16 protein-coding genes are annotated in these 13,365 nt (G+C 58.5%); 4 read left to right on the plus strand and 12 right to left on the minus strand.

All coding sequences use genetic code 11. The features are described 5' to 3' along the window. Nucleotides 1-56 precede the first annotated feature (56 nt). Both rplA and rplK read right to left on the minus strand, forming a co-directional pair. Nucleotides 57-755: a 50S ribosomal protein L1 gene (gene rplA / locus I9182_RS11140; protein ID WP_209598271.1), complete on the minus strand. Its 699-nt coding sequence runs from the start codon at nucleotides 753-755 to the stop codon at nucleotides 57-59. Between the two features lies 1 nt (nucleotide 756). Beyond that, nucleotides 757-1,206, minus strand: a complete 450-nt coding sequence (gene rplK / locus I9182_RS11145) for a 50S ribosomal protein L11 (protein WP_010440985.1) — start codon at nucleotides 1,204-1,206, stop codon at nucleotides 757-759. A gap of 447 nt (nucleotides 1,207-1,653) precedes the next feature. Here rplK and I9182_RS11150 point away from each other — a divergent pair, with 447 nt between their 5' ends. From I9182_RS11150 to I9182_RS11160, 3 genes are all read left to right on the plus strand, one after another. Continuing rightward, the gene (locus tag I9182_RS11150; RefSeq protein WP_209598272.1) at nucleotides 1,654-2,865 is read left to right on the plus strand and encodes a peptidoglycan-binding domain-containing protein; all 1,212 of its coding nucleotides are present in this window, start codon (nucleotides 1,654-1,656) and stop codon (nucleotides 2,863-2,865) included. A 312-nt stretch (nucleotides 2,866-3,177) separates the two neighbouring features. Beyond that, nucleotides 3,178-4,038 (plus strand): hypothetical protein, encoded by an 861-nt coding sequence (locus I9182_RS11155; protein WP_209598273.1) that lies wholly within the window; start codon nucleotides 3,178-3,180, stop codon nucleotides 4,036-4,038. Continuing rightward, nucleotides 4,035-4,799, plus strand: coding sequence for a hypothetical protein (locus I9182_RS11160; RefSeq protein ID WP_209507775.1), 765 nt, complete (start codon nucleotides 4,035-4,037; stop codon nucleotides 4,797-4,799). The genes I9182_RS11155 and I9182_RS11160 overlap by 4 nt, the downstream gene beginning before the upstream one ends. Nucleotides 4,800-4,915: 116 nt before the next feature. On the opposite strand, the gene nusG is transcribed toward I9182_RS11160, so the two are convergent. The 7 genes from nusG to I9182_RS11195 all read right to left on the minus strand — a co-directional run bounded on the left by nusG (nucleotide 4,916) and on the right by I9182_RS11195 (nucleotide 11,153). Beyond that, nucleotides 4,916-5,449: a transcription termination/antitermination protein NusG gene (nusG, locus tag I9182_RS11165; protein WP_209507773.1), complete on the minus strand. Its 534-nt coding sequence runs from the start codon at nucleotides 5,447-5,449 to the stop codon at nucleotides 4,916-4,918. A gap of 195 nt (nucleotides 5,450-5,644) precedes the next feature. Beyond that, the gene (secE, locus tag I9182_RS11170) at nucleotides 5,645-5,842 is read right to left on the minus strand and encodes a preprotein translocase subunit SecE (RefSeq protein ID WP_170427365.1); all 198 of its coding nucleotides are present in this window, start codon (nucleotides 5,840-5,842) and stop codon (nucleotides 5,645-5,647) included. A gap of 99 nt (nucleotides 5,843-5,941) precedes the next feature. Then, nucleotides 5,942-6,100, minus strand: coding sequence for a cbb3-type cytochrome oxidase assembly protein CcoS (gene ccoS / locus I9182_RS11175; RefSeq protein WP_209507770.1), 159 nt, complete (start codon nucleotides 6,098-6,100; stop codon nucleotides 5,942-5,944). A gap of 5 nt (nucleotides 6,101-6,105) precedes the next feature. Beyond that, complete coding sequence (locus tag I9182_RS11180) at nucleotides 6,106-8,283, minus strand: heavy metal translocating P-type ATPase (protein WP_209598274.1); 2,178 nt, start codon at nucleotides 8,281-8,283, stop codon at nucleotides 6,106-6,108. A 3-nt stretch (nucleotides 8,284-8,286) separates the two neighbouring features. Continuing rightward, nucleotides 8,287-8,745, minus strand: coding sequence for a FixH family protein (locus tag I9182_RS11185; RefSeq protein ID WP_209507766.1), 459 nt, complete (start codon nucleotides 8,743-8,745; stop codon nucleotides 8,287-8,289). Nucleotides 8,746-8,747: 2 nt separating this feature from the next. Next, on the minus strand, nucleotides 8,748-10,175 hold the full coding sequence (gene ccoG / locus I9182_RS11190) for a cytochrome c oxidase accessory protein CcoG (RefSeq protein ID WP_209507764.1): 1,428 nt from the start codon (nucleotides 10,173-10,175) through the stop codon (nucleotides 8,748-8,750). A gap of 102 nt (nucleotides 10,176-10,277) precedes the next feature. Continuing rightward, nucleotides 10,278-11,153 carry a LysR family transcriptional regulator gene (locus tag I9182_RS11195; RefSeq protein WP_209507762.1) on the minus strand — a complete coding sequence of 292 codons (876 nt, stop codon included), beginning with the start codon at nucleotides 11,151-11,153 and terminating at the stop codon, nucleotides 10,278-10,280. A 100-nt stretch (nucleotides 11,154-11,253) separates the two neighbouring features. Between I9182_RS11195 and I9182_RS11200 the strand changes: the two genes are divergently transcribed. Then, nucleotides 11,254-11,412 carry a hypothetical protein gene (locus tag I9182_RS11200; RefSeq protein ID WP_209598275.1) on the plus strand — a complete coding sequence of 53 codons (159 nt, stop codon included), beginning with the start codon at nucleotides 11,254-11,256 and terminating at the stop codon, nucleotides 11,410-11,412. Nucleotides 11,413-11,564: 152 nt separating this feature from the next. On the opposite strand, the gene ccoP is transcribed toward I9182_RS11200, so the two are convergent. The 3 genes from ccoP to ccoO are packed head-to-tail and all read right to left on the minus strand — an operon-like array spanning nucleotide 11,565 to nucleotide 13,351. Next, the gene (gene ccoP, locus I9182_RS11205; RefSeq protein ID WP_209507758.1) at nucleotides 11,565-12,428 is read right to left on the minus strand and encodes a cytochrome-c oxidase, cbb3-type subunit III; all 864 of its coding nucleotides are present in this window, start codon (nucleotides 12,426-12,428) and stop codon (nucleotides 11,565-11,567) included. Beyond that, entirely contained in the window at nucleotides 12,425-12,610 is a 186-nt protein-coding gene (locus tag I9182_RS11210; protein WP_209507756.1) for a cbb3-type cytochrome c oxidase subunit 3, read from the minus strand. Before I9182_RS11210 ends, ccoP begins: the two co-directional genes overlap by 4 nt. A 12-nt stretch (nucleotides 12,611-12,622) precedes the next feature. Beyond that, a complete protein-coding gene (gene ccoO, locus I9182_RS11215; RefSeq protein ID WP_209507754.1) occupies nucleotides 12,623-13,351 on the minus strand; it encodes a cytochrome-c oxidase, cbb3-type subunit II in 729 nt (242 codons plus the stop codon). Nucleotides 13,352-13,365: the final 14 nt, after the last annotated feature.

Raw genomic sequence — 13,365 nt, forward strand, 5'->3', positions numbered from 1 at the left:
CGAAAACGGGCGGTCCGTTTGGACCGCCCGCAACATTGCTTTGACGAAGGTCCGGCTTATTCGCCCGAAGCTTCTGCCACATCAACGGTCACGCCGGGGCCCATGGTCGAGCTCAGCGCGATTTTCTTCATGTAGGTGCCTTTGGCACCCGACGGCTTGGCCCGGGCAACAGCCGAGACGAAGGCGCGAATGTTTTCGACCAGCTTGGCTTCGTCAAACGACGCTTTGCCAACACCGGCATGCACAACGCCGCCTTTTTCCGCCTTGAACTGAACTTCGCCGCCCTTGGCTGCTTCCACGGCTGCTTTCACGTCCATGGTCACGGTGCCAACCTTGGGGTTCGGCATCAGGTTGCGGGGGCCCAGAACCTTACCCAGACGACCGACGATCGGCATCATGTCCGGGGTTGCAATGCAGCGGTCGAATTCGATGGTGCCGCCCTGAATGGTTTCCATCAGGTCTTCTGCGCCAACGATATCCGCGCCTGCTTCTTTCGCCTCGTCAGCCTTCGCGCCACGTGCGAACACAGCAACGCGCATGTCTTTGCCTGTGCCGTTAGGCAGGCCGACAACGCCGCGCACCATCTGGTCTGCGTGACGGGTGTCAACGCCCAGGTTCATCGCGATTTCGATGGTCTCGTCGAATTTCGAAGTTGCATTGGCTTTGACCAGGGCAACAGCTTCGTCCACCGACAGGCTTTCCTTGCCAGCGACAGCTTCGCGCGCAGCGCGGGTACGTTTACCGAGTTTTGCCATCTTACTTCACCTCGATGCCCATGGAGCGGGCCGAGCCCAGGATGATCTGCATTGCGCCTTCGACGTCGTTGGCGTTCAGATCTTTCATTTTGGCTTCGGCGATTTCACGAACCTGCTTGCTGGTCACGGTTGCCACGGTCTCGCGACCTGGGTTTTCCGCGCCGCGGGGGCGGTTACGCTTACCGACCGGCTTAAGACCAGCCGCTTTTTTCAGGTAGTAAGACGCGGGCGGCGTCTTGATGTCCATGGTGAAGGACTTGTCCTGATAGTAGGTGATCACGGTCGGGCACGGCGCGCCGGGCTCCATATCTGCGGTTTTGGCGTTGAACGCCTTGCAGAATTCCATGATGTTGATGCCGCGCTGACCCAGCGCCGGACCAACTGGCGGCGACGGGTTCGCCTGACCTGCAGGAACCTGCAGTTTCATTGTACCAGCAAGCTTCTTGGCCATTTGGTTTTCCTTTCAACTAAGGTGAAACGCGTCTCACCCGGATTATGTTGCGTGGTCCGGCCCGGGATCGCGACCCCGGTAACCTCCCACGAGAGAATCTCGCCCGAAGACGATAGAGGCGGCGTTTACAGGGGATCAAAGGGGTTGGCAAGTGGCCCGCCTTTCAATTCGGGATCACCGAATCGAATTCCACGTCGATGAACACCGGCGTTGACGCGCCAGGGCGCGAAATTGCTCATCTTTCCGGTCAAACCCAGGAAAAACCAGCCGGCCTGCAACACAAGGTTTCGCGCCATATTAAGGGTTTAATTTGCTTGAAAAAACCGGATCGAACCCGGCACCCGGCCGACAGACTGCTATGGCTTCGTTCCTTGCGCCGCATAAATAACCGCGCCATGCTGTGGCTGTGCTATAATCGGGGAAAACATATTTGTTCGGAGGTTCGTCATGATTATTCGTTTATTAACTATGCTCGTCGCTGCACTGTCTTTTGCAGCAGCCGTTCCCCAGACAGCGCGGGCCGATGCGGGCGACTTCATCGGTGGTGCTGTCGTAGGTGGGGTCGTCGGATATGCAATCGGCAAGGACCAGCAGAAGAAAAAGTCGCGGTCAACAACCCGGACCTACAGGTCGACCATTCCATCGACCTCGCAAGGGGCACAAACGCAAACGGCGCTCAACTATTTCGGCTATAATGCCGGACGTGTAGATGGCCAGGTCGGGCACGGGACCCGGTCGGCAATCGAACGTTACCAGGCGTCCATGGGTTATCCTGTGAACGGCTATGATTTCCAGCCCTATCAGTATGACTTCCTGATGCAGGCCTATTACTGGGCGACTAGCGGCGGTCAGGCGACGACTCAGCTTTCGGGTCAACCGCTTTTGATGGCCTATCGGCAACAGGTGCAAACCGGCTCCGCCTTGGCTGCGGCACCTCAGGCCGCGGCGCCAGCCGTCCCGGTTATCACACCTCAGGAAGCCGACGACGTGACGGAGACCACCGAAGCATCAACGGCCAGCCTACCAAGCCTGTTTTCCGGTGGTGCCGGAGGTCCTTCGCTGGCCAACCGGTGCAGCGGGGTCATGCTGCAAACGTCGACCAATGGCGGCTACACGACCCTGTCGAACATGTCCGATCCTGACTTTGCGCTCAGTGAACAGTTCTGCCTTGCCCGCAGCTATGCGATGGCACAGGGTGAAGAACTGATGCAGGACATTCAGGGCCTTACACCCGATCAGGTCGCAGCCCAGTGCGCCTCCTATGGCGACATGTTGGCACCGCAAGTTGGCGCGCTGTCTATCAACTCGAAGTCAGAAGCTGAAACTCAGGTGCGCAAGCTTGCCTTGGATTCGGGTCTAAGCCCTGCTGATCTTGCCGCAACCAGCAAGGTCTGCCTTGCGATGGGATACCGTCAGGACAACATGGATACCGCAGTTGGGTCTGCGCTGATGCTGGTTGCCATGGGTGAACCCGCATACGGAGAACTGGTCGGGCACCACCTGCGCGAAGGCTTTGGTGTTCAAGCGCGCCGCGACCTTGCGATGCAGTGGTATGATGCAAGCCTTTCGGCGCTGGACGCCGGGTCGCAGGCGGTCTTCCTGCCGTCCCAGACCGACCGCCCGCAGCTTTTGCGCGCAGCCATGGTTCAGTCGCAGTAGAGTCACAAACAGTAAACGCTTTATCAAAATGCGCCGCGGAGCCTACAGTTTTGCGGCGTATTTTCGGATATGCGCGAAACTTGTTGATCTGATTAATGCACAGTTTGATCTGGGCCTCATCTGATCGGAATAATTCTCCCAAAGGCGTTGGAAGGGGACTGGCGAAGCGCTACACAACAGACGTTTTGCGCCCTGATTAGACCCGAGCGCCAGCAACGGAGCAAGAGTCAAAAAGTTTTCAAAGACATACATTGCTTAAGACGCACGGGCGGGTATCTTAGAGCAACTTGGTTGCAGAAGGGGCGGTCTGGGATGGCATCATCTCGACTAAACAAAGGGCTGCTGGTCAGCGTTCTTATCGCTATGCTGCCTGGATGCGGCAGCAAAGCCCAAGATCAAGGTGCGGTGCCCGAGGCATCTGCCCAAACCGAAGCATCCCAAAACGCTTCTTCACGCAATGCGGCAGGAATTGATCCCGCCACCTATGCCGGTCGCTTTCAAGTCAAATTGACCAAAGAAGTACCTCTGCGCAATATTCCCGTTCCCTTCACCGTCTACGGCGGTCTAGAGGAATCCAGCCCAACCCGCCTGCGATTGCGAGCGTTCATGGATTTGCGCGGATTGCAGGAGAAGGCGCCTCAGATACTGACTGGCCCCTTGGAAGAAAGCTGTAAACGCCAGATTTACCTCGAGATCCGAGATGTCACTGCAATAGGTGAAACCGTTAAAGTAGAAGGCTCAGCCCGCGCCCAGTTTACGCGGTGCAAACGAAATGAAGAACCCGGCTTTCGGTATTTCGGGGCCACGGTGGATGCAACTGCTGTCGCCAAGGCAGAGGTTAAAGGCCAATGCCTTACGTTCAGTATCGAAAGCGCTGACCTCAGACCCCGTGGGTTTATCGGAGCTGTCACCAATCTTTTTGGGCTGACCAACCGTATTAACGAAGCTGTACTTGAAAAGGGCGGCGAGTTTTTAGCGGCCAATCCAGTTTGTCCGCCATTGCCAGAAGAGTTCTCTGTTCTTGATCCAAATTACGAATCTGGCGGAACACGCGAAATCGCGCCAGGAGGATTAGGCGCTGCTGTTGTCGGTTCGGCCGATGTAAGCGCTGAGACGATAGTGAAGGTTCTTGCAGGACTGAAAGACCTTGGCGTGTTGGAGTTTGCTGAATGAGACTTTGGTTTATTCTTCCCGCCCTTATGGCAGCGGTTCTGACCGCTCGCGCACCCGACGCGCAACAGGTAGACTTTGTCATCGACGCGACACTACCTGTTCGCGATACCGAACTGCCGTATACACTTGATCTGAACCTGACCGCTGCGGCGCCCACTCGGATAGGAGTTGGTGCTCTTCTCGATCTGCGCGAAATCCAGAAGATTGTGCCAGAGAGGTTGGCTGACAATGCGATCGTCGACAATTGTGGCCTGCAAGTCCGACTAGATGATTTGAGCTTTAAAGCCGAAGACCAAGCAATTGATCTGGATGGTGATGTAACCGTCACGATCTTCGAATGCAGCCGCACCGGCGAACGGAACTTTCAACGCGGTGAAGAAAAAAGAGCGATCCTGGCCAGCTTGTCCACCGAAGCGACCGTCGAAGTGCGGGACAACTGCGCCTATTTCAAGCTTATTGATCTTACTCTTACGGCCCCCGAAGAACAGCGAGAGCAACTGCTGGAAGACGACACTTTAGACTCTGTGAAGGAGTTGATGTTGGCTGCGGTGGATCTTGCACTGAACGACACTCCGTTGTGCCCGGAACTCCCGGCAGAGCTTGCGTCACTTGACCCAGCTTACGACAAAGGCGGCCCGCGCGAGATCGGAGAAGGTGGTGTTGGCGTTTTCCTTGAAGGCTCTGTTGACGTCAGTCCTTCGACAATCCTCGACATTCTGACAGTGCTTCAAGAACAAGATCTTATTCCGGGTCGGCCGTAATAACGACTGGCCGTGTGGCTGGATCGCTATTTGGTGCTGATTGATAAACCGATCGTCAAAAAAAAACGCCGCGATGCTTTGACATCGCGGCGTTTCGAATTTCTCTGGAAGCGCGCTTAGCTTTGCTTGGTAACCTGCGTGAAGTCCAACTCGACCGGGGTTTCCCGGCCAAAGATCGAGACTGATACTTTCAGCTTCTGCGCCTCGTCGTCCACGCCTTCGACCATGCCGTCGAAATCCTCGAACGGTCCGTCGTTGACCTTGACCTTCTCGCCGATCTCGAAGGTGATCATCAGCTTGGGCGCTTCTTCGCCTTCCTGAACACGGTTGAGGATCTGGTTCACCTCGGCGTCGCGCATCGGCATCGGGCGGCCCTGTGGGCCCAGGAAGCCAGTGACGCGGTTGATCGAGTTGATCAGGTGATAGCCTTGATCCGACATTTCCATATGTACCAGCACGTAACCCGGCATAAAGCGGCGTTCGGTGGTTACTTTCTTGCCCCGACGCACTTCGATCACCTCTTCGGTGGGCACCAGAACTTCGTCGATATCGTTCTCAAGGCCCTGTTCAGCCACCGACGTGCGGATCTGCTCTGCGATCTTTTTTTCGAAATTCGAAAGAACGCTGACCGAGTACCACCGTTTCGCCATGAACCTGTCGTCCTTGTTTGTCTTCGGGGTATCACATCTTGCGGACACACCCGTCATTTAAATCCTATCACGTCATCCGGAATAAAAAGCGGCGCGTGACCCGAATCGCCACACGCCCATTCCGAATATGCGTCACCTACTCTGACATCGCGCGAGGTGCAAGGGGCAGTCGCAATTGCCCCCGCCTGAACCGGCTTAGCCGAAAGCGCCCAGAATCAGCTGAAGGCCGCCCCGGATACCCAGATCGACCAAAGCAAAAAACACAGCTGTCAGCGCCGCCATGATGAAGACCATGACCGTGGTCAACAGCACTTCGCGCCGGGTCGGCCAGACGACCTTGGAAACTTCGGCACGGACTTGCTGAATGAACTGGATCGGGTTGGTGGTGGCCATTTGGCGTGTTCTCTCTGCTTGCGGATGGGCCGGACATAGCCGGGCATTGCGGCAATTTCAAGGGCGCTTGAATGAACTCTATGCGTATAGGGCGATTGGTCAGGGTTTGGGTTTGTCGTCCCACTCGTCACTCAGGATGCGGCGCGCGTCTCCATCGGGGTCTTCGTACTGATTGGAACGAACGGTATAGATAAAGGCGACCAGACCAACGCCCCCCAGAAACAGGGAAATCGGGATCAGATAGGCAAGCACTTCCATCAGGGTTACCTCAGCCGCAATGCATTCAGCGATACGGTAATCGACGAGGTCGACATCGCCAAGGCCGCGATCAGCGGTGTCGCCAAGCCGATCACGGCCAGCGGAACGGCAATCACGTTGTAAACGGTTGCGATCTGGAAGTTCTCGCGGATGCGACGAGTGGCCTTGATGGCCGTATCACAGGCATCCGCAATGGGCAGAAGGTCATTGCCCAGAAGAACGATGTCCGAGGCAACCCGCGCCGCATCCAGCGCCGAGGCCGGAGAGATCGACACATGCGCCGCCGCCAAAGCAGCCGTGTCGTTCAGGCCATCCCCCACCATCAGAACTTTGCGGCCCTGATCCCTGAGGTCCTGAATGCGCTGTGCCTTGTCCTGCGGCAAAGCCTCGGCGACCCAATCCGTTATTCCCAGCTTCTCGGCCAATGCGCGCACGGCACCCATCGAATCCCCTGAGATCAGCAGCACGAGCTTGCCTGACGCGCGCAACGCTTCCACTGCCTCGTCCGCGCCCGGACGCAGCGCGTCCGAGTAACGGAATGCTAGGGGCGCATCGTCGCCAATTGCAAGCCAGGCGGACGTTTCCGCGCCCTGCTGTGCGCCAACCCATGCGGCCCGGCCCAAACGAACGGGTTGACCGCGGTATTCCCCTTCGGCGCCGTATCCCGGCACTTCGGTTATGTCCCGAACATTTGCAGGTTTGATCCCGGCCTGTCGCGCGGCTTTGGCCAATGATACCGACAAGGGATGCGCAGAGGCCTCGGCCAGGGCCAGCGCAACCTCGACCTGTGCGCGGGTGTGATCGCCAAGATTGACCAGTTCCGGCGCACCCGAGGTCAGCGTGCCCGTCTTGTCGAACACCACGGTGTCGGTCTCGGACAACCGTTCGAGCGCGGTTGCGTGCTTGATCAGCATACCCTTGCGGAACAACCGGCCCGAGGCAGCGGTGGTCACTGCCGGAACAGCCAGACCCAAGGCGCAGGGACAGGTGATGATCAGAACCGCCGCGGCAATGTTCAGAGCGGTGCGCAAATCGCCCGAATAGATGTACCACCCCACAAAGCTGAGCGCCGAAAGGATGTGGACACCGGGCGCATAAAGCTTGGCGGCCTTGTCGGCCAGGGAGGTATAGCGGGACCGCCCCGATTCTGCGATGGCCACCAGATCCGCCATCCGGTGCAGCGACGTATCCTGACCCACTGCTGTGGCGCGCAGGGTCAGCGGACCTGTCAGGTTGACCTCGCCCGCGCTGACCAACTGGCCGGCTTCGGCAAATACCGGCAGGGTTTCCCCCGTCAACAGCGAGCGGTCCAGTTCGGACTGACCAGACACGATCTGACCGTCCACCGGCATTCGGCCACCGGGGCGCACAAGGATCAGATCACCGACCTTCAGATCGGCCACCGCAACTTCGGCCTCCACCCCGTCCACGATGCGGATCGCGCGCGGCACTTCCAGAGCGGTAAGCTCTTCTGCGGCGGATCGGGCTGCGGCGCGGGTGCGGTAGTCCAGATACCGGCCCGCCAGCAGGAAGAATGTCAGGGTCAGCGCGGCATCGAAATAGGCGTGCTCTCCGCTCAGCGCGGTCTCCCACAGGGATGTGACCAGCGCCAGCAGGATCGCCAGCGTGATCGGCACATCCATGTTCAGCCGCCGCACCCGCAGGGCGCTCCAAGCGTTGGCAAAGAACGGTTGAGCCGAGAAGGCAATGGCAGGCAGCGCGATTGCAGCGGAAATCCAGTGGAACATGTCGCGCGTCGCGTCTGTTGCACCGGACCAAACCGACACCGACAACAGCATCACGTTCATGGATGCAAACCCGGCGACGGCCAGTCGCATCAGCAGGTCACGTCCCGCCTTGTCCGCCTGTGTTGCTGACAAAGCGCCGGGGTCAAGCTCGTGCGCTTCGAAACCTGCCCGTTCAAGCACCGGGATCAGATCGGCCGCGCGGGTATCCGGCGCGGCTTTGATCATCGCCCGTTTCAAAGTCAGGTTGACGCGCGCGTCTTCGACACCGGGATGGGCGTTCAGTTCACGTTCGACCGTCGCGATACAGGCCGAGCAGTGGATGCCCGGCAGCGACAAGGCGATCTGCACATCGTCCGGAATCGGGCGCGCGGGCTCTGCCGGGGTTGCCAGACACCCCGGACAGGCCGCCGTACCGGATGAAAGCTGCGCCGTCATCGGCTACCCTTTCACGTACAGCGGAACGCGCTGCGAAAACTCGGCACCACTGCCGTCACGCGCGACCAACCGGATGTTCCAGTTGCCCTTGCCCAGCGTGGCAGGCGTGGCATAGGCCGCGCCGTCAAAGGTGAAATCCGGTGCAAAATCGTCCCGCACATGGGTTGCGCGGCCAACCACCGCCTGCAATTCGCTGACCTGAACCGGTGCACCGGTCGCGTCCGTAATATGCAGGATCAGAAGGCCACCTTTGGTTTCTGCCCGAACCGTCCAGCCCAATGCCTGCTGCTCTTTCAGGCGATCGTTGAACTCCTGGCTGGCAACGTAGGAATTCTTTACCTCCAGCCCGGGAAACGTTTTCACCGCATTATAAGCCAGCACGAGGTTCACCGCGATGATCACGCCAAAGGCACCGACAAACACCGCCAGAGCGTGCTTTCCTGTGAATTTACGTTCGGCCATGATCAGTTCCCCCGTCCGTTGAACGTGGTGTCTTTGTAAGCGCGTTCGCCGCTGCTGAGGTCTTCGACCCAGATCCGCACTGGTGTCGCTTCTGCTGCCGCCGGACCGCTGTCACGGGATGCCACGATATATACACGGGTCAATTGTGCCGTATCCGCCGGAACATTCACAGTGTGAAGATTGGTGCCTTCGATTTCCAGGCGCATCGCCGGATCACCGGCCAGTGACAGGGTGAACAGGCGGTCCTCGCCGTGCTTGTTGCGCAGCCTGACGTCATAGGTGTTTCGAATGGTGCCATCCGACAGGGTGACAAAGGTCGGGTTGCGCACGGGCGCTACGGTCAGATCGATGTCAGAGCGGATGAACAGGGCAAACAGCAGCGCAAACCCCACCAGTGACCACAACGAGGTGTACAGGATCGTACGGGGCCGGAAGATATGCTTCCAGATATTCTTGGGCGGCTGGCCTGCGCGTTCGCGCGGCTCGTCGCTGAGCGCCATATAGTCGATCAGCCCGCGTGGTTTGCCGATCTTGGCCATCATGTCATCACACGCGTCGATACACAGGGCACAGGTGATACATTCAAGCTGCTGACCATCCCGGATATCGATTCCGACAGGGCAGACATTCACGCAGGCCATGCAGTCGATGCAATCCCCCAACTCTGAATCGGCTGTCCGCTTGCCTTTGCCGCGCGGCTCACCGCGCCATTCGCGGTATCCCACGACCAGCGTGTCTTCATCCATCATCGCGGCCTGAATGCGCGGCCAAGGGCACGCGTAGATACAAATCTGTTCGCGGGCGAACCCGCCGAAGAAGAAGGTCGTGCCAGTCAGAACCAGCATCGTCGTGTAAGCGATGGGATGCGCGTTACCCGTCACAAGATCGCGGAGCAGCGTCGGCGCATCCGCAAAATAAAACACCCAGGCGCCGCCGGTGGCCAGACCGATCAGGAACCAGGTCACCCATTTCGTCACCCGGAGCCGTGCCTTACGGAAATCCAGCTTTTCCTGACGATGCAGGCGCAAACGGGCGTTCCTGTCGCCTTCGATCCAGCGCTCGACCAGAATGAAAAGGTCTGTCCAGACCGTTTGCGGGCAGGCATACCCGCACCAGACCCGCCCCAGCGCAGATGTGAACAGGAACAGACCCAGCCCCGCCATGATCAGCAGGCCCGCCACGAAATAGAACTCGTGCGGCCAGATTTCGATCCAGAAGAAATAGAAGCGCCGGTTTGCCAAATCCAGCAGGACGGCCTGATCCGGCAGGCTGGGGCCGCGATCCCATCTGATCCAGGGCGTTACATAGTAAATGCCCAGTGTCACGATGAGGATGATCCATTTCAGGTTCCGGAATGGCCCGGAAACGCGTCTTGGAAAGATCGGTTCTCGTGCGGCGTATAGGCTGGGGGTGGGGTTGGAATCGCTCACAGGCTGGCTCCGGTACTGGCTCTTCTGAGTGTGTGTTCTTCCAGATCACGCGCATAGCAACTTTGACATGGGTCAAAACGCGCATCGTACAGACACCTTTTATCACATTTCCCGAGCCTGACGCCTCAACCACGTCACAAATGTCCTGACTGCGGGTCTAAGTGCCGAATTTGGCGTCACAATATGGTAACCGCGCGTATCCGGCTCTGCATAAAGCTCAACGATGCGACCGGCCTTGATGTCCGGCTCGACGAAATGTCGCACTGTGACAGTGACCCCCTGCCCGGCCCTCAGACCGTCCAGTACCAGGTTTCCCGGCAACTCGGTGCGCCCCGCACCGCGTTCGGGACCAGCACCATGTTCGGCCAGCCAGGTCGTCGCCTCGGTGGTGCCGATTTCCTCAAGCCAGGGCAGCTGGGCCAGTTCGGTCGGGGTCCAAGACGTCTTTTCCCCCAGCAGTTTCGGGGCAGCGACGATGACCACGGGCGACTGCAACAGCATTTCTGATTGCACACCGGTCCAACCGCCGGGGCCGTACCGAATGGCAATGTCGATCCCACCCGGCCGCAGTTCGACAAGTTCCGCAGTGGGGTCGAGGATCAGGTTCACCTCGGGGTGGGTTTCGCGAAAAGCCGGTAGACGCGGCATCAGCCAAGAGGCCGCAAAAGAGGATGTCAGCGACACGTGGACCGGGCGATCCTGACCAGACCGCGCCAAATCTCCCACTGCCGCCTCGATCGCGCCAAACCCCAGTTGCAGGGCTCGGGCCAGGTGTTCGCCATCGGCGGTCAGGGTCAGGGCCTTGCCCGTTCGATCCAGCAAGGCAGCACCCAGATGTTTCTCAAGTACACGCAACTGCTGGCTAATTGCCGCATGGCTTACGTTTAACGCAGCCCCAGCTTCGACGACGTTGCGCTTTTCAGCAAATGCTGCAAACGCCCTCAGCGCGGCCAACGGGGGAAGCGACAACCAGTTCATATGTAACCCTGACTTACACTATGGAATGGTATTTGAGTCGCATTCAGCACCTCAAAGGTCAATCTTTATTGCAGAGATACCCTTGCAGAGGAGACCAACCATGCTGACCGTTTTTGCCAGATCTTTCATGACCGCAACCCGGATCAATGCGCCGCATATTCGCGATGCGCCAAAGCCGGGTCCCCGAAAACGCCGTTGGCTGCCGGAAGGTCATTGGTGGATGAAAAACCCGCGCGAGGTGGATCCGCACAACTTTTGACCCAGGGAACAATAAACCTGAATCTGGACCACAGGTTTAAGTGGCCTTATTGTGGGAAAAAAGCACCGGCTGTTCAGGAAACGCGCGAACAGATGGAACAGCCGGTGCCCCAGCCATCGGGCGGCGAACCGCCCGAAGGTGTTCTTTAGATCTTACTGACCGCCGCCCAACTGGTGGACATAGGCAGATACGGCGCGAATCTGCGCCTCGGTCAGGCGGGTATCCCAGTTCGGCATGACACCAAAGCGGCTGTAAGTTACGGTTTCCGTCAGCGCTTCTTCGCTGCCACCGTAAAGCCAGATCGCGTCAGTCAAATTCGGCGCACCCTGGAAGATATCGCCTGTGCCATCCTCGCCGTGGCAGGCCGCACAGTTGTCTTCGAAGACAACTTTACCTGCCTGCGCCGCCGCATCGTCGGTCTGGGCATTGCTCAGCGACATGACGTACTGAACCACCTGCGTGATTTCGTCGTGTTCGAGGATTTCGCCAAATGCCGGCATCTCGGAATAGCGCGCATCGTCGCTTTCTTCGTTCCGCACACCGTAGCTGACGGTGTAGACGATATCGTCCAGCGTTCCGCCCCACAGCCAGGCATCATCCAGCAGATTCGGGAAACCCGGCGCACCCTGCGCACCCGAACCATGGCATTGTGCGCACCAGGTCCGGAACACCGCACCGCCCGAGTTCACGGCATATTGCTGAAGCTCTGCATCCTTGGCGATGTCTTCCAGCGAAGTTTCCACCAGCTTGGCGTTCCAAGGCGCGTTTGCCTCTTCGAAGGCAACCATGTCCTGCTGTACGTTTTCACGGGTTGACCATCCCAGCACACCGGCTGTCGCGCCATGGACCAGAGGCCAGGCCGGAAACATGATCGTGTAGATCACGCCCCAGAAAATGGTGGCGTAGAAAGTCCATAGCCACCAGCGCGGCATGGGATTGTCGAATTCCTCGATCCCGTCCCAGCTGTGCCCGGTTGTGTTCGGATCGCCCGGCTGTTTATCAGGTGTCTTGCTCATTGCCGCGCCTCCTTGGGTGTGGCGGGTTTGTCTTGATGCCGGAAGGGGATGTTGGCGGTGTCCTTGTATTCCTTGCTGGCACCGGGGCGGAAAACCCAGATCACGATGCCAACGAAGAAGGCAAACAACACAAGCAGCATCCAGCTATCCGCGAACTGTCGAAGCAGTGTGTATTCTTCCATCACACCCTCCTGTTAACGGCTTGCATCCGGGGTAAAGGTCGAGAAATCGACCAGCGTACCCAGCATCTGCAAATAGGCGATCAGCGCATCGGCTTCGGTCAGTTCAGGCTGACCATCGAAGTTGCGCACGTTGACCTTGTCACCGTACCGCTCCAGCAGACCGTCGTAGTCACTGTCAGGATCGGCCTGCGCGCTGAAATCGGCAACCGCGTTTTCCAGCATCTCCTCGGTATATGGGGTGCCAACAACCGCATTGGTCGCCATGATGTCACCGATATACTTGCCGTCGATCTTGCGATGTTCGAGGAAGCCGTATTTCGGCATCACCGATTCAGGCACCACAGACTGAGGGTCACGCAGGTGGTCCATTTGCCACTGATCAGAATAGCGGCCACCGACACGCGCCAGATCAGGTCCGGTACGCTTTGATCCCCACTGGAACGGGTGGTCATACATCGATTCAGCCGCCAGCGAGTAGTGACCGTAACGTTCGACCTCATCCCGCATCGGGCGGATCATCTGGCTGTGGCAGACATAGCAGCCTTCGCGGATGTAGATCTCACGCCCTGCCATTTCGAGAGGGGTGTAAGGGCGCATGCCCTCCACCTTCTCGATGGTGTTCTCAAGATAGAACAGCGGGGTGATCTGCACCAGGCCACCGATGGTCACGACCAGAAAGCTGAAGATCAGCAGGAGGGTCGCGTTGGTCTCGAGGATCTTATGTTTGTCGAGAATTGCCATTGCTCCGGCCCTCC

Origin of the sequence: Ruegeria sp. HKCCSP351, assembly GCF_017872535.1 — a bacterium.
Lineage (GTDB): Bacteria > Pseudomonadota > Alphaproteobacteria > Rhodobacterales > Rhodobacteraceae > Ruegeria.